This is a genomic window from Methylobacterium sp. J-070 (assembly GCF_022829385.1).
Classification (GTDB): domain Bacteria; phylum Pseudomonadota; class Alphaproteobacteria; order Rhizobiales; family Beijerinckiaceae; genus Methylobacterium.
Genome location: NZ_JAKSXX010000246.1, coordinates 96,490 through 118,195 on the forward strand (window position 1 = coordinate 96,490; position 21,706 = coordinate 118,195).

Consider the following 21,706-nt stretch of genomic DNA (forward strand, 5'->3'; position numbering starts at 1 on the left):
TCCCTCCCCAGGGGCGGGCTTCTGCCGTTCCGTCCGGGGGATACGACGGAACAGGCCGGTCATCGCCCGGTTGACTGCCGTGGAAGCGGGCGCAGGGCACCGCGATGGGGCTGCGATGCGCGCCGCGATCTTCGATATCGACGGAACGCTGCTCGACAGCGTCGACCTGCATGCCCGGGCCTGGGTGGAAGCCTTCGCGCATTTCGGCGTGGAGACGAAGGAGGCCGACGTGCGCGCTCAGATCGGCAAGGGCGGCGACGAGTTGATGCCGGTCTTCCTGCCGCAAGAGCGGATCGAGCGCGAAGGCAAGGCGATCGAGTCCTATCGTTCGGACCTGTTCAAGCGGAGATACCTGCCGGAGGTGCGGCCGTTTCCGGGTGTCCGGCCGCTGTTCGAGCATCTCCGGGCGGCGGGTCTGAAGATCGCGCTCGCCTCGTCGGGCAAGCGCGCCGAGGTCGAGCGCTACACGGAAATCCTGGACATCGGCGATCTCGTCGACGTGGCCACCAGTTCGGACGATGCGGACCGCTCAAAGCCGCATCCCGACATCTTCGAGGCGGCGCTGAAGAAGCTGGCGCGCGGACCGGACGATACCGTCCATGTGATCGGCGATACACCCTACGATGCGGAGGCGGCCAGCAAAGCGGGCCTGCGCACCATCGGGCTGCTCTGCGGCGGCTTTCCGGAAGCCGACCTATCCGCTGCTGGATGCATCGCGATCTACCGCGATCCGCAGGATCTGCTCGACGGTTTCGAGCGCTCGCCCCTGGCGGACGGGTGACCCGGGGGGATCGTGGACAACGTCCGGAAAGCGGCGGTCTTCGTCCACAGATTTCCGGTCGATTGTTGCAGGACGGTGACGGAGCGCGATGCCGGCTACGCAATTTGGCCGAAGGGACTGGTGCGAACTGGATGAAAGGCGTAGCGACCCGGCCGCCAATCTGGATCCTTTCGAAGGACGCGGTGCCTCGTATGCCCCAGACTCACTCCGCCGCCCCGGCGCCGCGCTTCGTTCCCGATGCGAAGCCGCTCCCGGAGCAGATCGCCGAGGCCATCGGGAGCCGGTCGACCCCGCTCAGCCAGCTGCTGCGACTGATGGCGGCCCTGGAGGCCGAGGGGGGCGACGCGGTCCTTCGCCTTCAGCTCCGGGCCCGGATCGGCGCACCGCTCGACGCCTAACGGTCACCTGACGTCCCGTCAGTGCCGTCGCTTATGCCGCCGCCGGTGTTTTGTTCTGCGGTTGTCCGCCTGACCGAGCCTGCTCATGCAGGCGTAGTAGATCTGGCGGCCGATCTGCTCGAGTTCCAGCCCGCGGGGGTTCGGGGTGGTGAAGACCTTGGCGCGTGCCTCCAGGCGGCAGGCCGCGTCCTCCGGGCTGAGGATCGGCGGCTCGGCCCGCGCCGGACCGCAGGCGAGCATCAACCCGGTCAATGCCCCCCACGACACCAAAGCGGTAAACCGCATCCTCGCTCGGCAATTCGGCATTCGGAAGCGCGGCCTTCACTGATCGGGATGTGGACATAATACATCGCGATCGGCCGCGAAGCTTCGTCAAACTGCTGGTTGATAATCGGGACCACGCACGGAACCCCCGTCAGGGAACGATCCAGAGACACCGGCCCGATCCGGTGACGGTCATGCATTCGTAGGGCGCGCCCCCGATCATCGCCCGCTGCTCCACGGATCCGACCTGACTCCGCGGAAGCCGGCGGCAGCCGGCCTCGGGCTCGGCCGGCCGGTCCGATCCGGCGGCTGCGTCGAGCCGGCGGGCGGCGAGCAGGGTCTCGCAGGCCGTCACGGTGGTGGCGTCCTCGGCCAGGGCGGAACCGGCCCACAGCGCCGCGGGCAACAGCGCCAGAATCGTTCGGGGGAGCATCGCGTCCTCAGGGGCGGACCGCGCGGACAGGGTTGACGCGCGACGGCGGCTCTCAACGCCGCGTCGCGCCTCCCGGTTGCCGACTCCGCGGCGCGTCTCAGGTGTCCACAAACGAAGACGCCCGCCGGACCGGCGGGCGTCGTTCACTCCTCGAACCTGCGTGGCGTCCGGTCCAGCGCTCAGCGCTTGGTTTTGACCTTAGCCTTCCGCGCGGCGTAGCGCGCATCGCGCTGCGCCTTCTTGGCTTCCAGTTCGGCGGACTTGCGTTCCTGGGCGGCGGCGAGTTCGGCGGCTTCGCGGGCGAGCTGAGCCGCGAGCTCGGCCTCCTCGCGCTGACGCTTCTCCTCCGCGGCCTTCCGCTCGGCGGCCACCCGGGACGCTTCGCGCTCGCGCGTGCGCTCCTCGCGCGCCTTGGCGATTTCGGCGCGCGCCTTCGCTTTGGCGATCACCTCCGGATCATCGGCCGGCGGTCTGGCCTTGAACTTGGCCAGCAAAGCGGCCTTGGCACTCTGGGAGTTCTGACGGCGATCGTCGAAATTCCTGTAGTCGAATGCGCTCATCTGACCTTTCTCAGTTGCGTGGGTGAGCATCTCGCGGAGACATCCGAGCACCGTCGGCGTCTCCTGGTTCCGTCCCCGGGCTTCGGAACCAAACGAATCCATCGATGAAACCGATGGTCCGACCCGAGCGCTCGGACCACGCCGGAGCGCTCGGGTCGGACCAAGTTCAGAATTTCGGGAAGCCCATACCCGCAGCTCCGGCCTACATGCAATCGCCGCGGCACGCGAAGGCACAGCGGCGAGCGACAAACCAAGTCATCTCTGTAAGAGTTTCACCCGGCGATGCCGAAAAACCTCAACCGGGCGGACATGCAAGCCGCCGAAGCGCGGTGCGGGATGGCGGACACCCTGTCCTGATGCCAGGCAGAAATGGGGCGCCCAAGCGGACACCGCAAGGTTTCGGCGTAGGTGCATCACCATCCGGACGTGGCGGCACGACTACAATCGATGACGTCCGGCCCACGCCGGCGGACGCACGCCTGGCGCCGACCTGTTGCATTCGGCTCCGATGCTTGCGACGACAACAACCCAGACTTGCACCTCGAACAAATCGACGATCTTTGCTGTCTCCGCTCGATCCCCCGCCGTTCGCCCGTTCGCCCGCTCGGCCGAGCGGATCGTGCCGATCACCGGCCGACGCGGTGCGGATCCGCTCCTCGATGGATCGTCGGACCGCATCCTTGGGGCTCCCCCCATCCCGTCCGGACCGCCCTGCCGCGCGGAGACGCATCGGATAGCGTCCTGTCGCCCCGCGTGACTCATCACGGGCGGCCGCGGCGCCTGGCCTTGCAACAGGCTTCGACCGACGTGATGCTGCCAGACACCCGAAGCGCACCGGCGACTGGCGCATTTTTAGGCATTCCGGCGGCAGGGTGCCGCGCCGGATCGCCAAGTGCGGCACGAGGCCTGCTTCGTCGAACGCCACCAGGTCGTCGAGGCGGCCGCACCGAGGATTGCGATGCCCGACGAGAGATCACCGTTCGATCCGGAGTTGTACGCCGCCGCCGCATCGGCGCTCCTCGATCTGCATCTCGATCCGACATGGATGCCCGCGATCACGGCGAATCTCCGGGTCCTGGCGGCCGCAGCCGAATTGGTGAGCGGCTTTCCGCTTCCGGACGATCTCGAAGCGGCGCCGAGGTTCGAGGCATGAGCGCGCCGGTCCCAGCCGGTGCGGCGGCGCTCGCCGATGCGGTCGCGCGCGGACGCCGCAGCGCCCGGGCCATCGTGACCGAAACGCTCGACCGGATCGGGCGACTCGACGGCCGGGTCAACGCCTTTACGGATGTGCTCGCCGCGCGGGCTTTGGAGCGGGCCGACCGGCTCGATGCCGAGATCGCTGGCGGCGCCGGCGCGGGGCCGCTCGCCGGCGTGCCGTTCGCGGTGAAGAACCTGATCGACGTCGCCGGCCTGCCCACCCGGGCCGGCTCGGCCATCAACCGGGATCGCCCGCCGGCCGCCCGCGACGGCGCGCTCGTCCGCCGCCTGGAGGCGGCCGGGGCGATCCTGGTGGGCGCCCTCAACATGGGCGAGTACGCCTACGACTTCACCGGCGAGAACGTCCACGACGGCGACGCGCACAATCCGCACGGCCTCGACCGCATGACCGGCGGATCCTCCAGCGGCTCGGGGGCGGCCCTCGCCGCCGGGATGGTGCCGCTCACCCTCGGATCCGACACGAACGGCTCGATCCGCGTGCCGTCGGCCTTCTGCGGCTGTTTCGGCCTCAAGCCCACCTACGGCCGGCTGACCCGAGCCGGCAGCTTCCCCTTCGTCGGCAGCCTGGACCATCTCGGACCCATGGCCCGGAGCGTGACCGACCTCGCCCTTGCCTACGACGCGATGCAGGGCCCGGATCCGGACGACCCCGTGGCGACGACGCGACCTCCGGATCCGACCCTGCCGCTCCTCGAATCCGGTGTCGGCGACCTGCGCGTCGCGGTGGCCGGCGGCTACTTCGCCCGCGGCGGCGATCCGGACGCCTTCGCGGCCGTGGCCCGCGTGGCGGATGCACTCGGAGCACGCCGCGCCGTCGAACTGCCCGAGGCGCATCGGGCGCGGGCCGCGGCCTACCTGATCACCGCGGCGGAGGGTGCGACGCTCCATCTGGAGCGTCTCCGCGCCCGGCCACAGGATTTCGACCCCGCCGTGCGGGACCGCCTGATCGCCGGCGCGATGATCCCGGCGCCGCACGTGGAGCGGGCGCAACGGTTCCGCCGCTGGTATCGAAACGCGGTGCTCGACCTGTTCGAGCACGTGGACGTGATCCTGGCGCCGGCCACGCCCTGCCGCGCGCCGAAAGGGGGTCAGACCCATTTCGTGCTGGACGGCGTGACCCTGCCGGTGCGGGCCAATATCGGCGTCTTCACGCAGCCGATCTCCTTCATCGGGCTTCCGGTCGTCGCGGTGCCGGTCCGGCTCGACGCCGGGCTGCCGCTGGGGGTCCAGGTGATCGCCGCGCCCTGGCGCGAGGATCTGGCCCTGCGCGTGGCGCACCATCTCGAACGGAGCGACGTGTGCGCCGCGCCCGTAGCGGAGCTTGCCTGATGGAGATCGACGATCCCGCCGTGGTGGCCGAGATGCGGGCCGCCTTCCAGGCCTACGAGGCTGCGCTCACCAGCAACGACGTCCCGACCCTGGAGGCCCTGTTCCGAGACGATCCCCTGACCATCCGCTACGGCATCGGCGAGAACCTCTACGGCATGGAGGCGATCCGCGCCTTCCGGCGGGCTCGGTCGCCGGCGGGCCTGGATCGCGCCCTGGATCAGACGGTCATCACCACCTACGGCCGGGACTTCGCCACCGCCATGACCCTGTTCACCCGGGAGACCGCCCCGGGCAAGATCGGTCGCCAGAGCCAGACCTGGGTCCGCTTCCCGGAGGGATGGCAGGTCGTGGCCGCCCATGTCAGCGTCATCGACGCCTAGCCGGCGCCGCGGAAGGCGACTGGCCGCAGGCTTGCATGTTGTCGAGCGTATTCCGGCCCCGCAGGACCGGACGAACGCGAGTGTACGCCTCCCGATGTTGTTCCGCCTGACACGTTTCGGCGCCCGTGCGGCGCTTGCCGGCAGCCTCATGCTCTCCGCCGCCACGGTGGCCTCGGCGCAGGGGACCCTGCGGATCGGCATGACGGCCTCCGACATCCCGCTGACCACCGGCCAGACCGACAATGGCGGCGAGGGCATGCGGTTCCTCGGCTATACGGTCTATGACGGCCTCATAAATTGGGATCTTTCGAGCGCCGACCGGGCTTCGGATCTGGTCCCGGGGCTCGCCACCAGCTGGGCCGTCGACGCGGCCGACAAGACCAAGTGGACCTTCAAGCTGCGGCCGGGCGTGAAATTCCACGACGGCTCCGACTTCACCGCCGACGCCGTCGTGTGGAACCTCGACAAGCTCCTGAAGGCCGACGCCCCGCAATACGATCCGCGCCAGTCCGCGCAGGGCAAGACCCGCATCCCGGCCGTGGCCAGCTACCGGGTCGTCGACCCGCTCACCGTCGAGATCACCACCAAGGCGCCCGACGCCACGCTGCCCTACCAGATCGCCTGGATCATGATGTCCTCCCCGGCCCAGTGGGAAAAACTCGGCAAGTCCTGGGACGCCTTCGCCAAGCAGCCCTCCGGCACCGGCCCGTGGAAGCTGACCCTGTTCGCCCCGCGCGAGCGCGCCGAGATGGTGCCGTTCAAGGAGTACTGGGACGCGAAGCGGGTCCCGAAGCTCGACAAGCTCGTGCTCGTGCCGCTGCCGGAGGCCAATGCCCGGGTCGCGGCCCTGCGCTCCGGCCAGGTCGACTGGATCGAGGCGCCGGCCCCGGACGCCGTCGCCTCCCTGAAGGGCGCCGGGTTCACCATCGTCACGAACGCGTACCCGCATAACTGGACGTGGCACCTGTCGCGGGTCGAGGGCTCGCCCTGGAACGACATCCGCGTGCGCAAGGCGGCCAATCTCGCCATCGACCGGGACGGCCTGAAGGAGCTGCTGGGAGGCCTCGCGATCCCCGCCAAGGGCTTCATGCCGCCCGGCCATCAATGGTTCGGCCACCCCACCTTCGACGTGACATACGATCCGGAGGCGGCCAAGAAGCTGCTCGCCGAGGCGGGCTACAGCCCGGCCAAGCCCCTCAAGCTGAAGGTCGCGATCTCGGCCTCGGGCTCCGGCCAGATGCAGCCGCTGCCGATGAACGAGTTCGTCCAGCAGAACCTCGCCGACGTGGGCATCCAGGTCGATTACGAGGTGGTCGAGTGGAACACCCTGATCAACATCTGGCGCGCCGGCGCCAAGGCCGACATCTCCCGCGGCGTCTCGGCGATCAACTATTCCTACTTCATCCAGGACCCGTTCACCGGCTTCATCCGGCACCTTCAGTGTAACTTCGCCCCGCCGAACGGAACGAACTGGGGATACTACTGCGATCCGTCGATGGATAAGTTGTTCGATCAAGTCCGCAACACGTTCGACACGGCCGAACAGACCAAGGTCCTTGAGAAGATCCACGAGAAGTACGTGGATGACGCGCTGTTCGTGATGATCACGCACGACGTCAATCCGCGGGCGATGAGCCCGAAGGTCAAGGGCTTCGTCCAGGCACAGAACTGGTTCCAGGATTTTTCGAACATCACCATCGCGACCGCGGGGCGGTAACTGGGGGAAACACATCTCTCCTCCCCCTTGTGGGGAGGAGCCGGAGGTGGGGGTCGTGCAGGATTGAGCACAGCGGTGCCGTCTGAACCACCCCCACCCCTAACCCCTCCCCACAGGGGGGAGGGGAATAGCCTCCGCTATGCGCGACGACAGGGCCCTCAATGCTGCTCTACATCCTCAAGCGCCTGGTCTACGTGACGCCCGTGGCGTTCGGGGTCAGCGTGGTCTGCTTCCTCCTGGTCCATCTCGCGCCGGGCGATCCGCTGAGCGCAGTCCTGCCCGCCGACGCGACCCAGGCCACCATCGACGAGATGCGGGCGGCCTACGGGTTCGATAAGCCGTTGCCGGTCCAGTACCTGATCTGGCTGTGGCACGTGCTGCACGGCGACCTCGGCGTCTCGATCGCCACCGGCCGGCCGGTTCTGGGCGAAGTGAGCCGCGCCGTGGTCAACTCGCTGATCCTCGCCTCGGTGGCGACCGTGATCGGCTTCACCTTCGGCACCCTGTTCGGCTTCGTGGCCGGCTATCACCGCAACTCGATCGCCGACCGGGCGGCCTCCGCGCTCTCGGTCTTCGGGGTCAGCGTGCCGCATTACTGGCTCGGCATGGTGCTGGTGATCGTGTTCTCGGCCACGCTCGGCTGGCTGCCGCCCACCGGAGCCGGGCCCGACGGGTCCGGCAACTGGCGGCCCGATTTCGACCACCTGCGCTACCTGATCCTGCCGGCGGTCACGATGTCGGTGATCCCGACCGGCATCATCGCCCGCACCGTCCGGGCGCTCGTCGCCGACATCCTGGCGCAGGACTTCGTCGAGGCGCTCCGCGCCAAGGGCATGGACGAACGCGGCGTCTTCAAGCACGTGGTGCGCAATGCCGCCCCCACGGCGCTGGCGATCATGGGCCTCCAGCTCGGCTACCTGCTCGGCGGCTCGATCCTGGTGGAAACCGTGTTCGCGTGGCCGGGCACCGGCTTCCTCCTCAACGCCGCGATCTTCCAGCGCGACCTGCCCTTGCTCCAGGGCTCGATCCTGGTGCTGGCGATGTTCTTCGTGGTCCTCAACCTGCTGGTCGACGTGATGCAGACCGCCCTCGATCCGCGCATCGAGCGCGCCTGAGCCGGAGGACGATGATGACAGCTCCCATCACGGCGGCCTCCGTCGCCCTCGACGGCGGGGTCCTCGCCGCCGAAGACGCCGCCCGCACGCCCGACGCCGTCTTCGCCCCGTCACGCGGCTTCTGGGGCCATGTCGGCCACCGGCTGGTCCGCGACCCCGTCGCGATGGGCGCCGGCGCGGTGATCCTGCTGGTGGTGGTCATCGCGCTCCTGGCGCCGTGGATAACCCCGATGGACCCCTACAAGGGTTCGATGCTGCGGCGCCTCCGGCATGTGGGCGATGCCACCTACTGGCTCGGCTCCGACGAACTCGGACGCGACATGATCAGCCGGCTGATGCTGGGCTCCCGGCTGTCGCTGTTCATCGGCGTCACGCCGGTGCTCATCGCCTTCGTGATCGGCTCCGGCATCGGCATCCTCGCCGGCTACGTCGGCGGCTGGACCAACACGATCCTGATGCGCACGATCGACGTCTTCTTCGCGTTTCCGTCCGTCCTGCTGGCGATCGCTCTGTCCGGGGCGCTCGGCGCCGGCATCTTCAACTCGATCGTGTCGCTGACCTGCGTGTTCGTGCCCCAGATCGCCCGGGTGGCCGAGAGCGTCACCACGGGCATTCGCAAGCGCGACTACATCGACGCCGCCAAACTGTCCGGCGCCTCGGCCCTGACGATCATGCGCGTGCAGGTGCTCGGCAACGTCGTGGGGCCGATCTTCGTCTACGCCACCAGCCTGATCTCGGTCTCGATGATCCTGGCCTCGGGCCTCTCGTTCCTCGGCCTGGGCGTGCGCCCGCCGGAGCCGGAATGGGGCCTGATGCTCAACACCCTGCGCACCGCGATCTACGTCAACCCGGTCGTCGCCGCCCTGCCGGGCGTGTGCATCTTCGCCGTCTCGATCGCCTTCAACCTGTTTTCGGACGGCCTTCGCGCCGCCATGGAGATTCGCCAGTGAGCGTCATCCTGGACGCCCCCGACCCGTTCGCCCTCGACCGCGGCGGCCCCGCCCAGCCGCTCCTGTCGGTCTCGGGCCTGGTCAAGCACTTCCCGGTCCGGAAGGCCGGCGGCCGGAAGCAGGTGGTCCGCGCCGTCGACGGCGTCGATTTCGATGTCCTGAAGGGCGAGACGCTGGGCATCGTCGGCGAGTCCGGCTGCGGGAAGTCGACCACCGCCAAGCTGCTGATGGGCCTGATCGAGCGCGATTCCGGCACGATGCTGTACGACGGGCAGCCGGTCGGCGAGCGCGCCATGCCGTGGCGGTCCTACCGCCGTCAGGTCCAGATGGTGTTCCAGGACAGCTACGCGTCGCTCAACCCGCGCATGACCGTGGAGCAGTCGATCGCCTTCGGCCCGAAGGTCAACGGCGTTCCGGGCCGCGAGTCGGTCGAGCGCGCCCGCGCGCTGCTCGCCCGGGTCGGCCTGGAGCCGAAGCGCTTCGCCGGCCGCTACCCCCACGAGATCTCGGGGGGGCAGCGCCAGCGGGTCAACATCGCCCGCTCGCTCGCCCTGGAGCCGCGGCTGGTGCTCCTCGACGAGGCCGTCTCCGCCCTGGACAAATCCGTGGAGGCGCAGGTGCTGAACCTGCTCCTCGACCTGAAGGCCGAGTTCGGCCTGACCTACATCTTCATCAGCCACGACCTGAACGTCGTGCGCTTCATCTCCGACCGGGTCATGGTGATGTATCTCGGCCGGGTCTCCGAGATCGGACCCTCCGATACCGTGCTGGACGCTCCGGCCCACCCCTACACCGAGGCTCTCCTGGCCTCGATGCCCTCGCTCGATCCCGACAACCGCACCGAGGTGGCGCTCCTGGCCGGCGATCCGCCGAACCCGATCGATCCCCCCTCCGGCTGCCGGTTTCATCCCCGCTGCGCCCTCGCGGAGGGGATCTGCGGCGAGACCGAGCCGCCGCTCGACCCGGTCCGGCCGCTGCACCGGGTCGCCTGCCTGGCGCGGCAGCCCGGCTCCGGCCATTCCAAGGCTCCGGCCCGGGCGCTCGCGGCATGAGCGACGCGATCTCCCCGTCCGAACCCGCCGTCGTCCTGAGGGACCTGCGCGTCGCCTTCGGCAAGGTCCAGGTCGTCGACGGCGTCGATCTGACGGTCGAGCGCGGGCAGGCGCTGGCGCTGATCGGCGAATCCGGCTCCGGCAAGAGCGTGACCCTGCGGGCGATCCTGCGCCTGTTCGCCGAGGGCCGCAGCCGGATCGAAGGCGAGATCCGGGCGGCCGGCCGGGACGTGCGGGCGCTCAGCCGGCGCCAGCTCGCGGACTTCCGCGGCGGCGACGTCTCGATGATCTTCCAGGAACCGCTGCTCGCCTTCGACCCGGTCTACACGGTGGGTCAGCAGATCACCGAGGCGATCCACCGCCACGAGACGATCTCCCGGGACGAGGCCCGCAAGCGCGCCCTCGCGCTGTTCGAACGGGTCCGCATCCCGAGCCCGGATCGGCGGCTCGACAACTACCCGCACGAGATGTCGGGCGGCATGCGCCAGCGCGCCATGATCGCCCTGGCGCTCGCCTGCCGGCCGCAGGTCCTGCTGGCCGACGAGCCGACCACCGCGCTCGACGCGACGGTGCAGATCCAGGTGCTGCTGCTCCTGCGCGAATTGCAGCGCGACCTCGGCCTGTCGATCGTCATCGTCACGCACGATCTGGGCGCCGCCGTCGAGGTCGCCGACCGGATCGCCGTGATGTACGCGGGCAAGATCGTCGAGACCGGGACCGCCCATCAGGTCGTGCTGAATCCGCACCACCCCTACACGATCGGCCTCCTGCGCAGCCGGGCGGAGGGGGCGCTGGCCAAGGGCTCCCGGCTCCAGACCATCCCGGGCAGCCCGCCCGACCTCGCGAACCGCCCCCCGGGCTGCCCGTTCGCGCCGCGCTGCTTCCTGGCGGAGGAGCGTTGCCGCCGGGAGATGCCGCCGGTGGCCGAGATCGGCCCCGGACACCGCGTGGCCTGCTGGCGCACCGAGGAGGCGTCGGCGGCCTACCGGGCCGGCCCGACCCCGGTGCGCGCCGTCGAGGCGGTCCCGGCCTGACCTCGACGGGTCGGCGTCGAGCCGTTATCGGGCTTGGCGCGGTCCCGCGGCGGCGAGCCGCGACCGGATCGGCCGCCCGGGCGTCACGATGAGTCAAGTTCCCACCGAGATCCTGCTCGTCCCCCGTGGCGCGGCCGGCCATTTCCTTCCGGCTGCGCTCGGCTGGATGGGCAAGGCGATCACCGTGACGGACCGTCCGGGCGCGGCGAATCACGTGCTCTGCCTGCCGGTGCTGGACTTCGTCCGCCTGGGCTTTGCCGAGACGGGCGGACGCCTCGACCTGCTGGAACCCGGGGATGCCGAGAACCTCCGGTCCGGGCGCGCGGCGCTGCTCCTCGACCTGTCGAACGAGGGACCGGGCCTCCATGCCCCGACCTTCGAGGCGCTGCACCGCAATCTCGACGCGCGCGCCATCCCGCGCGACCGGGTCATCCTGGTCTCCCAGAACCGATGGCTGCGGCTGGACTACGAGCGGCTCTACGGCGAGGGGCTGCGCTTCTGGACCTTCGAGTTCTTCCCGCTCCAGGTCGCCCTGTGGCTCGACGCGGAGGCGGGCCCGCGGCTGTTCCCGCAGCACGCGCTGGACCGCGCCGGCTACGCGCCGTTCGCGCGCAGGGCCGATCCGCCCCGGTTCCTCTGCCAGAACGCGGCCCTGCGCTGGCACCGGGTCCTGCTCTACCGCTGGTTCCAGCTCAACGGGCTCGACCGGGACGGCCTGATCTCGTTCCACGGGATCGGGGCGGACAACCCGAAGGCGGGGGGCATCGACGTCTTCCACGCGCCGCCGGAGATCGAGGCCGCCTTCGGCCCGCTCCTCGCCGATGTCGGCACCTGGATCCCGCGGCAGGCGCGGCGGATCGACCCCGACAACGGCACCGACATGGTCATGACCCTGGACACCCAGGCCTACGCGGGCTGCGACCTCACCGTGATCTCGGAGACCGACTTCTTCGAGCGCGGCGTCGAGCGCATCACCGAGAAGTCGCTGAAGGCCGCCGCCACCGGGCTGCCCTTCGTGACGGTCGGTGCCCCGCGCGCGGTTGCGCGGCTCTCCGAGTTGGGCTTTCACACCTTCGGCGCCCTGATCGACCATCACTACGACGTGATCGCCGACCCGTGCGAGCGCCTGCCGCAGGTGTTCCGCGCCATCGAACGGGCCTGGGCCGCCTGCAAGGGCGACCCCGCCGGCTGGCACGGCCGGGCGCGGGAGCAGGCCGAGGCCAACGTCGCCCATGCGCGACGCGGCCTCCTGGCGCAGCTCGACCGGGTGATGGTGATGCCTCTGGTCGCGCGCCTGGCGCGCTTCGCGGAGACGGGCACCATCGAGCACTGACCGCCGCGTCGCCGTGACCGGACCTCTGCCCCCACCGGATCGGTCCTGCGCGGCCTGCGGCCGTGGGCATTACCTTGCGGTGCCGTTCTGCCCGTTCTGCGGCGCCGGCCAGGCATCGCGCGCGTCCCTCGGCGCTGACACATCCCGGCCCGCGCCGCAGGGCGTCCGCCGCAATCCGATTCCGGCGTCACCCGCTTCCCCCGGGACGTGGGCGGTCGCCGACGCCGAGCCGCATCGGCCGCGTCCGGCAGCGCCGCGTGCGCCTTCGCGTCGGACCATGGCCGATCGGGCGCCTCGGCGCGGGGGCTCGCGGTTCCGTCGCGTCATCGCAATGGCGGTCTTCGTCGGCGGCCTGACCTGTCGGGCTCCGGCCCTGCGGGAGGATCCGCCCGCGGCGACGCGGCTGGCGATCGGATCCGACTGGATGCGCGTGACGCTCGCGCCGTTCCGGAGGACGCCGCTGCTGCTCTTGGCCGGCGAGGGCGCCTTCGGCCTGCGGATCGACGGGGAGCGCGTCGTGCGCGTCGGGCCGGGCGAGAGCATCACGCTCGGCACCCGGCTTCTGCGGAGCCTCGAATTGCGCGCGAGACCCCGAACCGTCGTCACGCTGACACCCGTTCCGGAGCCGTAGGCCGCGTCGGAAGCCGCGTTACGCGGCGAGCCGCAGAGTCTCGGCCAAAAGCCGCATTGCCGGATCCATGGCGCGTTCCGGCACCGCCGCGTAGCCGAGCAGCAGGCCCTCCGCCGGTCGTCCGGCGTAGTAGGCCGAGAGGGCCACGGCGGAGATCCCGGCGCGTCCGAGCGCGTCCGTGGCCGCCGTATCGGTGAGCCCCGCGGGCCAGGCGGGCCCCGGCCGGGCGATGAGATGCATCCCGCCCTCCATCGGGGTGATCGCGACGAGGCCGTCGGCGATGCGGCCGGCGGCCTCGACGAGCGCCGCCTGACGCAGGGCGTAGAGACGACGCGTCCGGCGCAGGTGGCTCGCCAAGTGTCCGTCCTCGATGAAGCGGGCCAGCGCCCATTGGCCGATCACCGGCGGCGCCGGACCGGTCTCGGTCAGGGCGTGGTGCACCGGCGCGACGAGCCCGCGCGGCAGGACGAGATAGCTGAGCCCCATGGCGGGCAGCAGCAGCTTCGAGAAGCTGCCGACGTAGATCACGCGGCCGGAGCGATCGAGGGTGCGCAGCGGCGCGAGCGGGCGTCCGGCGTACCGGTAGGCGCCGTCGTAATCGTCCTCCACGATCCAGCCCGAGCCGGTCTCCGCCCAGGAGAGCAGGTCGAGCCTGTTCTCCAGGCTCATGGCCTGCCCGAGGGGATAATGGTGGGCCGGCGTCACCACGGCGAGCCTCGCCGCGGGCGCCAGAGAGGCCGCCCGCGCAGCCGCCAGTCCGCCCGATCCGATCGGCACGGGGACGGGTCGCAGGCCCGCGGCCGCGAGCGCCTGCGCGATGCCGGGGAAGCCCGGCTCCTCGACCAGGGCGGTCTCGCCCGGGTCAAGGAGCAGCTCCGCGATCAGCCGGAGGCTCTGGCGGATGCCGGCCGTGACGATCACCTCGTCCGCCTCGCAGACGACGCCCCGGGCCTGCCCGAGATGGGCGGCGATCGCCCCCCTGAGCGCAGGCGAGCCGCGGGGGTCTGGCCGCTCGATCGGGCCGTGGCGCCACTCGGCCTGGAGCAGGCGCGCCCACACGGGGTACGGGAAGGCGTCGACCGCCGGGCGCCCGAGCGCGAAGGCATCCGGCACGTCCGGTCCGGCCATGAAGCGCCGCGGCGCGGCGCCGACCAGGCGGGCGCCGCGCCGCGACAGGCTCGGCGGCAACGCCGCTGCCGGCGGGTCGGCCGTCACGGCGCGCGGGACGGCATCGTCGGGAATCGTCGCGGCCACGCGCGTGGCCGAACCGATCCGCGCCGTCAGGTAACCCTCCGCGGTGAGCTGCTCCAGGGCGAGAACCACCGTGCCCCGGGCGCAGCCGAGATCCGCCGCCAGCATCCGCGACGGCGGGAGCCGGGCGCCCCGGGGCAGGCGCCGGTCCAGGATCGCGGCGCGCAGGGCCTCGCGCAGCTGGGCGTGCAGCGGCGAAGGCGAGGCGGCGTCGAGGCTGACGGACAGGGGGGGAATGGCCCGGGTCACGGCACGAACTGGTCCAGTCGGGTTTCGGAAACTGGACCTTTCCCTTGGTCCGCCGGCGGGTCAATCAGCCGGTCTGACGATGTCGCTCGGATCGGACCTCATGTACCAGCCGCCGCACTTCCGGGAGGATTCGCGGGCCGCGCAGCACGCGCTGATCCGCACCCATCCCCTCGGCCTCCTGATCACGGCCGGCCCGGCCGGGCTCCTGGCAAACCCGATCCCGTTCCTGCTCGACGAGGCGGGCCCGCACGGGACGCTCCGGGCCCATCTCGCCCGGGCGAACCCGCAGGGACAGGACCTCGCCGCGGTGTCGGAATGCCTGATCGTGTTCCAGGGACCCCAGGGCTACGTCACGCCGGGCTGGTACGCGAGCAAGCGCGCGCACGGGCGGGTGGTGCCGACCTGGAACTACGCGACGGTCCACGCGTGGGGACGCCCGCGCGTGATCCAGGATGCGACCTGGCTGGCAGGCCAGATCGCCGATCTCACCGCCCTGCGCGAGGCGCCCCGCGCCGAGCCCTGGGCGGTCTCGGATGCGCCGGCCCCGTTCGTGGCCGCGCAGGTCCGGGCGCTGATCGGGGTAGAGATACCGATCACCCGCATCGAGGGGAAGTGGAAGATGAGCCAGAACAGGCCGGTCGAGGACCGGGACGGTGTCGTCGCGGGGTTCCGGGCGGACGGCGAGACAACGCTCGCCGACCTCGTCGCGGCGCGGAGCGGATCATGAGCATGCGCGTCGACGCCTTCGGCCAGCCGATCGGCCCGGCCCTTCCGGACTGGAGCCCGCGCCCGTTCCCGCCGCGGACGCCCATGACGGGCCGCACCTGCCGGGTCGTGCCGCTCGACGCCGCCGCCCATGCGGCGGGCCTGTTCGCCGCCTATAGCGGGGCGCCCGACCGGCGCGGCTGGACCTATCTTCCGGACGAGATGCCCGAGAGCGAGGCCGACTTCCGGACGCGGCTGGAGGCGCGGGCGGCAAGCGCGGACCCACTGTTCCACACGATCCTCGATGCCGGGAGCGGCGAGCCCCTGGGCCTCGCGTCGTACCTGCGGATCGATCCGAACAACGGCGTGATCGAGGTCGGACATCTCCATTTCGGGCCGAAGCTGCAGCGCGCCGCCGCCGCCACGGAGGCGATGGCGCTGATGATGAGCCGCGCCTTCGACGAACTCGGATACCGCCGCTACGAGTGGAAATGCGACAGCCTCAACGCCCCGTCCCGGGCGGCGGCGCTCCGCCTGGGCTTCACCTTCGAGGGCATCTTCCGCAACGCCGTCGTGGTGAAGGGGCGATCGCGCGACACCGCGTGGTTCTCGGTCACCGATGCGGAATGGCCGCTCCTGCGCGCCGGCTTCGCGGCGTGGCTCGACCCGGTCAATTTCGACGCCGACGGGCGGCAGCGGCGCGGGCTCGCGGAACTCCGTGCCGGGGCCGGGTGAGGGCGGTTCAGGGACGGCCGACCAGGAAGGCCTCGGCGCTGCGCAGGCTCAGCGCCATGATGGTCAGGGCCGGGTTCGCCGCGAGGGAACTCGGGAAGGTCGAGCCGTCGCAGATCCACAGGTTGTCGATGTCGAAGCTGCGGCCGTAGGGATCGACCACGGCGCTGGCGCCGTCGCGCCCCATCCGGCAGGTGCCGATCGTGTGGGCGACGCGTTCCATCACCCAGATGTCCTCGGCGCCGGCGGCTTCCCACAGCTTGCGCATCACCTTCGTGGCGTGCGCGTTGAGGCGGTTCTCGTTGGTGCCGTAGCCGAAGCTGATCCGGGCCTTGGGCATGCCGTGCCGGTCGGTCTCGTCCGACAGGGTCAGCACGTTCGTGTCGCAGGGCAGGGTCTCGCCGTTGATGCCGATCCCCGCCAGCCGGTTGTAGCGGTCGAGGTAGTCGAGGAGCGGCTTCCCCCACAGGCCGCGCCCGCGCGCCACCGCGTTGCCGAACGTCACCGGCACGACCCCGAGGCTCTGGATCAGGTAGCCGCCGGCAAAATCCGCATCCGACCGCAGGAAGTCCTCGGTGATCAGCGACGACGGATAGCCACGGTTCATCCGCACCTCGTGGGGGAAGGTGCCCCAGACCTGCGTGGCCACGTGGCCCATGTAGTTGCGTCCGACCTGATCGCTGGAATTGCCGAGCCCGAGATGCAGGAGCAGCCGCGGCGTCTCGACGGCGCCGGCGCAGAGGAACACGGCCGCGCAGCGCTGGCGCCGGTCCACGCCGCCCTGCCGGTAGACCACCGCGGTGACGCGGCCGTCGGCGCCGCGTTCCAGGCCGTGCACGAACGCCTCGGCCCGGATCTCCGCACCGTGGGTCAGGGCCAGCGGCAGGTAGGTCACGTCCATGCTCGCCTTGGCGCCGGTGCGGCAGCCCTGGTGGCAGAAGCCGCAGTTGATGCAGGCGTTGCGCCGCGGTCCGCCCGCGGAGTCGAAATCCCGCGACACCACGGCCGCCGGGGCATCGGCCCAGCGGATCCCGAGTGCGTCGCAGGCGCCGGCCATGATCTGCGCCGGGCCGTTGCGCGGCACCGGCGGGAGCGGGTAGCGCCGGTCGGGATCCCAGGGATAGGCCTGCGCCCCCGAGACGCCGAGGAAGCCTTCGACCCGCTCGTAGAACGGGACAAGCTCCTCGTAGGTCAGCGGCCAGTCGACGCCCTCGCCGGTCTCCGTCCGGAGCCGCAGGTCGCGGGCGTCGGCGCGGGGCACGAAGGCGCCCCAGTGGAGGGTCGAGCCGCCGACTCCGGTGCCGCTGTTGTTGGCGCCGAAGGCCTCGGGCGTCGGGCCGCCGCTCAGGCGTTCCTCGGTCCAGTAGATCTCGTCGGCGAGCGTCTCGTCGAAGGCGAAGCGCTCCGGCGTGAAATTCGGTCCCGCCTCCAGGGCCACGACCTTCAGGCCGGCCGCGGCGAGGCGCGCCAGCAGGGGGGCACCGCCGGCTCCGGTGCCCACGACGACAGCATCGACGACATCCTCGTCGCGGTGGGCGCGCATGCCGTCGAAGTTCATGGCGTCACCTCGGCGTTTGCGGATCGTGGCTCCCAGGGCTCGGGGGCGTCGAGCCCGACCTCGCCGAAGCCCGGAAGCCCGTCGGCGATCTCGCCCGGCCTGTCGCCGCCCGCGCCGATGCCCGAGAAGCCGATCCGCGCCAGGGCGGCCGGATGGGCGAGCCAGAGCCGGGTCGCGTCGGCACGCAGATCCTCGAACCAGAACCGCATCCGATCCGCATCGAGCCGGCCGCCGAGACGCTCCGGCACCGTCAGCTCGCCGCGCTGGGCGAGGCTCAGCAACCCGTCCTGATACGGCTCGTCCAGCGTCACGAAGGGGCGACCGCGCACCGCGCGGGCCGCGGCATCGAGGGTGCGCAAGGCGGCCGCGTAGGCCTCCGCGTCCAGGGGCAGCGCCACGAAGCGCCAGCCGTCCCCGTCCACGGCGGCGAGCCGCCGATCGAGCCGGGCCGCGAGGTCGATGTCCTCGACCGGCAGGACGCGGGCGAGGACGGCGCGCAGGATCGCGAGTTCCACCGGATCGAGGGCCTCCGGCCGGTAGGCGGGGTCGTCGGCCTCCGCGCGGGTGTCGAGGGCCGCGCGCAGCCGGCTGTTCACCCGCTCGGAGGCGATCAGGGCTTGATAGGCGACCGGTATCGCCGGGGCGAGGGGCGCGGGATCGCGCGGCCGGGCGCCGATGTGATCGCGCAGCCGGGCGGCCAGGATCTCGGGACGTTCCAGCGGCAGGAGGTGCCCGACGCCCTCCACCGTGACGAGGCGATGACGCGCGAGATGCGGCGCCATCAGGGCGCGCTGCGCGTCGGGCCCGAGGTCGGCATCCTCGGAGCCCGCGAGGATCAGCGCAGGCGTGCGCAGAACCCCGATGCGGCGGCACCAATCCTCGCGGGATCCGGCGTCGAGCCATGCCTTCCAGGCGTCCGGCGACGCCCGGAGCACGTCTGCGACGCAGAGGGCCTCCGTGTCGGGATCCAGGGCCGATCCGACATTCTCGCGCACGAAAGCCTGCGCCTCCCGCCGCCGCGTCTCCGCATCCGCGTCGATCCAGGCGCGCATCCGGGCACGGCGGTCCTCGGGAATGGGTTCGGGGCTCGGCGGCGAGCCCGAGACCAGGATCAGGTCCGTGAGGCCGGCCAGGCCCGGCGCGCCATCCTCGGACCGGCGCGCGAGGGCCAGCGCCACCTTGGCCCCCATGCTGTGGCCGGCGATTCCGAAGCGCGCGGTCTTATGGGCGCTGATCACGGCGTCGACGTGGTCGGCCATCGCGTCGACCGAGAACGCCGTCCTGCCGGCGGCTTCGCCGAAGCCGGGCAGATCCACCGGGTGGCACGTCGGCGTTCCGTCGAGGGCGCGCGCGAGCGGGCCCCAGCTTCGGGCGCTGCCGCCCAGGAAGTGCAGGCAGAACAGGACTTCGGGTTCAGACATCGCGGAGACATCGCGCGCCTGCAGGACGCTTCAAGCGTACGAGACGCCGCATGGCCGAAGTCTTGGCGGGCGGTCTTCGGCCAAGTCCCGGCACCGTGTAAGCAGCGCCCGGGAGGTGACCGCCATGTCGGATCTCGCGTGCGCCTGGCGCGTGGAGGAGGCCTGTCTCAACGCCTGGCCGAGCTCGCGCCAGCTTCTGGTCGACGGCTACCTGCTGCGGGCCGCGGGTGGGCCTTCCAAACGGCAGAACTCGGTGAACCCCCTGCGCGGCAGCGGCGCGCCGGAGCCGGCGATCGAGGCGGCCGGAGCGATCTATGCCCGCCTCGGGCAGCGCGCGATCTTCCGGGTACCCACCATCGCGCCCCAGATGGAGCCGCTCCTCGCGCGCCGCGGTTATACCGTCCTGGACGAGACCTGCACCCTCGTCCGCGACCTCGACGACCTGCCTGCGGAGCCCGACCCCGCCGTCGCGGTGGCGGCGGCCCCCGGCGACGCCTGGCTGGCGCTCCGCGACGGGATCAACCGCGCCGACCCCGCGGCCGTCCTGGCGTTCCGCGAGACGGTCGCCGCCCTGGCGGTGCCCCGGGCCTTCGCGGCGGCGGAGGCGGAGGGCGGGATCGGCGCCATCGCCTTCGGGGTGCTCGATCGCGAGTGGCTGGTCATCGAATCGGTGGCGGTGCCCGCACCCCTGCGGGGCCGCGGCCATGGCCGCCGCGCCGTCGGGGCGCTGCTCCACTGGGGCCGGGCGCAGGGTGCCGGGGCCGCCTGCCTGCAGGTCGTGGCGGCGAACACGCCGGCCCGGGCGCTCTATCGCGCGCTCGGCTTCACGCGGGAATTGTACCGGTATCACTACCGGGCGGCGTCCGAGCCGGCCTGACGCCGCGGGTCCGGCCTCAGGCGTCGAACAGCGACCGCTGCCGGGCCGGGGGCGCCGGCTTCGCCGCCGCCCGCTTGTCCGCGGCGCGGCCGGAGGCCGAGGCCGGACCGACCTGACGCCCGGTCCTGGCGGGCGCGGCCGGCTCCGATCCACCCTCCGGCACCGCCGCCACGGTCCCATCGGCGAATTGCAGGCTGAGGCGGAGGGCGGCGGCCGCATCCGCGGCGCGGCGGACCGGCATCCCGGCGGCATCGCGCACCAGCACGTAGCCGCGCTCCAGCACGGCGCGGTAGCTGAGCGAGCCCAGCAAGCCGGCGAGCCCCTCCAGCCGATCGCGCCGCCGCTCGACGCCGCGCGCGCCGGCCTGCGCCAGACGGTCCGACAGCGCGATCAGACGATCGGTCCGGCGGCCCTGCAAGGCCCGCGCCCGCTCCAGGCTCGCGTCGCGGGCGACGACGAGGCGGCGCCCGAGCTGCACCAGGGCCTCGCCCCGGCGCTGGACGTCGTTGCGCAGGGCCTGGAGCGGCCGATGGTCGATCCGGGCCAGCCGGGCGCGGGCGTTGGCGAGCGCAACGTCGGGCGAGCGCCGGGCCAGCCGGTCGAGCAGGAGCTGGAGCCGGGCGCGGTGCCGGCTCGCGCCCGCCGCCAGAGCCGGGGCGAGGCGCGCCTCGGCGAGATCGAGCCGCTGGCGCTTGGCCGCCAGCACGGTGTCGGCACTCGGCAAAGCGCGCGCGAGGGCCCGCAGGTCCGACCGGTCGCGCTCGATGCGGCGTCCGACGGCGCCGATGCCGCGGGCGGCGAAATCCGCCACGGCGGCGATCAGGTCGGCCCGGACCGGCACGGCCATCTCGGCGGCCCCCGTCGGCGTCGGTGCGCGGCGGTCGGAGACGTGGTCGATCAGGGTGGTGTCGGTCTCGTGCCCGACCGCCGAGATCAGCGGGATCGCGCTCGCGAACGCGGCGCGGACGACGCATTCCTCGTTGAACGCCCACAGGTCCTCGATGGAGCCGCCGCCGCGGGCGACGATCAGCACGTCCGGGCGCGGGATCGGGCCCCCGGCCGGGAGCGCGTTGAAGCCGCGGATCGCGGCCGCGACCTCCTCGGCCGCGCCGTCGCCCTGGACCCGCACCGGCCAGACCAGGACCGGACGGGGAAAGCGATCCTCCAGCCGGTGGAGGATGTCGCGGATCACCGCCCCGGTGGGCGAGGTGACGACGCCGACCACGCGCGGCAGATAGGGGATCGCCCGCTTGTGCTCGGGGGCGAACAGGCCCTCGGCGGCGAGCTGCTTCTTGCGCTCCTCCAGCAGGGCCATCCAGGCGCCGAGCCCCGCCGGCTCCAGGCTCTCGACCACGATCTGGTACGAGGATTTCCCCGCGAAGGTGGTGATGCGCCCGGTGGCGACGACCTCAAGCCCTTCCTGGGGCTTCTGGCGCAGGCGTCCGAACACACCCTTCCAGACCACCGCGTCGATGCGCGCCTGCCCGTCCTTCAGGGAGAAATACGCGTGGCCGGAGCCGTGCTGGCCGCGGTAGCCCGAGATCTCGCCGCGCAGCCGCACGTGGCCGAACGCGTCCTCGAGGGTGCGCTTCAGCGCGCCCGCCAGCTCGCCCACCGACCATTCGGGCTGGTTGGCGTTGAGCACGCTGGACGGTGGGATGTCCGCCGCGGGCGGTGCTGCGGGGCGCGGGGGCGGCACGAGGGGCATGGTCCGACGC

Annotated in this window: 22 protein-coding genes; 15 read left to right on the forward strand and 7 right to left on the reverse strand. The window is 71.7% G+C overall.

Annotated elements, in window-relative coordinates; all coding sequences use genetic code 11:
* The first annotated feature begins 115 nt into the window (after window positions 1-115).
* Together MKL01_RS28805 and MKL01_RS28810 are read left to right on the forward strand one after the other, a co-directional pair.
* A complete protein-coding gene (locus MKL01_RS28805; protein WP_243908605.1) occupies window positions 116-781 on the forward strand; it encodes an HAD family hydrolase in 666 nt (221 codons plus the stop codon).
* Window positions 782-972: 191 nt separating this feature from the next.
* On the forward strand, window positions 973-1,179 hold the full coding sequence (locus MKL01_RS28810) for a hypothetical protein (RefSeq protein ID WP_243908606.1): 207 nt from the start codon (window positions 973-975) through the stop codon (window positions 1,177-1,179).
* A gap of 18 nt (window positions 1,180-1,197) precedes the next feature.
* Here the strand turns inward: MKL01_RS28810 and MKL01_RS28815 are convergent, their stop codons facing one another.
* From MKL01_RS28815 to MKL01_RS28825, 3 genes are all read right to left on the reverse strand, one after another.
* Entirely contained in the window at window positions 1,198-1,464 is a 267-nt protein-coding gene (locus MKL01_RS28815; RefSeq protein WP_243908607.1) for a hypothetical protein, read from the reverse strand.
* 130 nt (window positions 1,465-1,594) lie between these two features.
* Window positions 1,595-1,876: a hypothetical protein gene (locus tag MKL01_RS28820; protein ID WP_243908608.1), complete on the reverse strand. Its 282-nt coding sequence runs from the start codon at window positions 1,874-1,876 to the stop codon at window positions 1,595-1,597.
* 179 nt (window positions 1,877-2,055) lie between these two features.
* Window positions 2,056-2,436, reverse strand: coding sequence for a DUF6481 family protein (locus tag MKL01_RS28825; RefSeq protein WP_243908609.1), 381 nt, complete (start codon window positions 2,434-2,436; stop codon window positions 2,056-2,058).
* A gap of 892 nt (window positions 2,437-3,328) precedes the next feature.
* Here MKL01_RS28825 and MKL01_RS28830 point away from each other — a divergent pair.
* From MKL01_RS28830 to MKL01_RS28875, 10 genes are all read left to right on the forward strand, one after another.
* Window positions 3,329-3,589: a DUF4089 domain-containing protein gene (locus MKL01_RS28830; protein ID WP_409566372.1), complete on the forward strand. Its 261-nt coding sequence runs from the start codon at window positions 3,329-3,331 to the stop codon at window positions 3,587-3,589.
* Entirely contained in the window at window positions 3,586-4,983 is a 1,398-nt protein-coding gene (locus MKL01_RS28835; RefSeq protein ID WP_243908610.1) for an AtzE family amidohydrolase, read from the forward strand. Before MKL01_RS28830 ends, MKL01_RS28835 begins: the two co-directional genes overlap by 4 nt.
* Entirely contained in the window at window positions 4,983-5,363 is a 381-nt protein-coding gene (hpxZ, locus tag MKL01_RS28840) for an oxalurate catabolism protein HpxZ (protein ID WP_243908611.1), read from the forward strand. Before MKL01_RS28835 ends, hpxZ begins: the two co-directional genes overlap by 1 nt.
* A gap of 94 nt (window positions 5,364-5,457) precedes the next feature.
* Window positions 5,458-7,080 carry an ABC transporter substrate-binding protein gene (locus tag MKL01_RS28845; protein WP_243908612.1) on the forward strand — a complete coding sequence of 541 codons (1,623 nt, stop codon included), beginning with the start codon at window positions 5,458-5,460 and terminating at the stop codon, window positions 7,078-7,080.
* 161 nt (window positions 7,081-7,241) lie between these two features.
* Window positions 7,242-8,195 (forward strand): ABC transporter permease, encoded by a 954-nt coding sequence (locus tag MKL01_RS28850; protein WP_243908613.1) that lies wholly within the window; start codon window positions 7,242-7,244, stop codon window positions 8,193-8,195.
* Window positions 8,196-8,209: 14 nt separating this feature from the next.
* The gene (locus tag MKL01_RS28855; RefSeq protein ID WP_243908614.1) at window positions 8,210-9,145 is read left to right on the forward strand and encodes an ABC transporter permease; all 936 of its coding nucleotides are present in this window, start codon (window positions 8,210-8,212) and stop codon (window positions 9,143-9,145) included.
* Entirely contained in the window at window positions 9,142-10,197 is a 1,056-nt protein-coding gene (locus MKL01_RS28860; protein ID WP_243908615.1) for an ABC transporter ATP-binding protein, read from the forward strand. Before MKL01_RS28855 ends, MKL01_RS28860 begins: the two co-directional genes overlap by 4 nt.
* Window positions 10,194-11,231 carry an ABC transporter ATP-binding protein gene (locus MKL01_RS28865; RefSeq protein ID WP_243908616.1) on the forward strand — a complete coding sequence of 346 codons (1,038 nt, stop codon included), beginning with the start codon at window positions 10,194-10,196 and terminating at the stop codon, window positions 11,229-11,231. The genes MKL01_RS28860 and MKL01_RS28865 overlap by 4 nt, the downstream gene beginning before the upstream one ends.
* Before the next feature lie 88 nt (window positions 11,232-11,319).
* Complete coding sequence (locus tag MKL01_RS28870; protein ID WP_243908617.1) at window positions 11,320-12,564, forward strand: hypothetical protein; 1,245 nt, start codon at window positions 11,320-11,322, stop codon at window positions 12,562-12,564.
* 331 nt (window positions 12,565-12,895) lie between these two features.
* Window positions 12,896-13,195, forward strand: coding sequence for a hypothetical protein (locus MKL01_RS28875; protein ID WP_243908618.1), 300 nt, complete (start codon window positions 12,896-12,898; stop codon window positions 13,193-13,195).
* An 18-nt stretch (window positions 13,196-13,213) separates the two neighbouring features.
* On the opposite strand, the gene MKL01_RS28880 is transcribed toward MKL01_RS28875, so the two are convergent.
* Window positions 13,214-14,695, reverse strand: coding sequence for a PLP-dependent aminotransferase family protein (locus tag MKL01_RS28880; RefSeq protein WP_243908619.1), 1,482 nt, complete (start codon window positions 14,693-14,695; stop codon window positions 13,214-13,216).
* Window positions 14,696-14,795: 100 nt separating this feature from the next.
* Here MKL01_RS28880 and MKL01_RS28885 point away from each other — a divergent pair, with 100 nt between their 5' ends.
* Together MKL01_RS28885 and MKL01_RS28890 are read left to right on the forward strand one after the other, a co-directional pair.
* Entirely contained in the window at window positions 14,796-15,422 is a 627-nt protein-coding gene (locus MKL01_RS28885; RefSeq protein ID WP_243908620.1) for an FMN-binding negative transcriptional regulator, read from the forward strand.
* A complete protein-coding gene (locus MKL01_RS28890; protein WP_243908621.1) occupies window positions 15,419-16,135 on the forward strand; it encodes a GNAT family N-acetyltransferase in 717 nt (238 codons plus the stop codon). The genes MKL01_RS28885 and MKL01_RS28890 overlap by 4 nt, the downstream gene beginning before the upstream one ends.
* A gap of 7 nt (window positions 16,136-16,142) precedes the next feature.
* On the opposite strand, the gene MKL01_RS28895 is transcribed toward MKL01_RS28890, so the two are convergent.
* Entirely contained in the window at window positions 16,143-17,690 is a 1,548-nt protein-coding gene (locus MKL01_RS28895; RefSeq protein ID WP_243908622.1) for a GMC family oxidoreductase, read from the reverse strand.
* Window positions 17,687-19,111 (reverse strand): alpha/beta hydrolase, encoded by a 1,425-nt coding sequence (locus MKL01_RS28900; protein ID WP_243908623.1) that lies wholly within the window; start codon window positions 19,109-19,111, stop codon window positions 17,687-17,689. Before MKL01_RS28900 ends, MKL01_RS28895 begins: the two co-directional genes overlap by 4 nt.
* A gap of 124 nt (window positions 19,112-19,235) precedes the next feature.
* On the opposite strand from MKL01_RS28900, the gene MKL01_RS28905 reads away from it, so the two are divergent.
* Window positions 19,236-19,988, forward strand: a complete 753-nt coding sequence (locus MKL01_RS28905; protein WP_243908624.1) for a GNAT family N-acetyltransferase — start codon at window positions 19,236-19,238, stop codon at window positions 19,986-19,988.
* Between the two features lie 16 nt (window positions 19,989-20,004).
* On the opposite strand, the gene xseA is transcribed toward MKL01_RS28905, so the two are convergent.
* Window positions 20,005-21,696 carry an exodeoxyribonuclease VII large subunit gene (gene xseA / locus MKL01_RS28910; RefSeq protein WP_243908625.1) on the reverse strand — a complete coding sequence of 564 codons (1,692 nt, stop codon included), beginning with the start codon at window positions 21,694-21,696 and terminating at the stop codon, window positions 20,005-20,007.
* Window positions 21,697-21,706 lie beyond the last annotated feature (10 nt).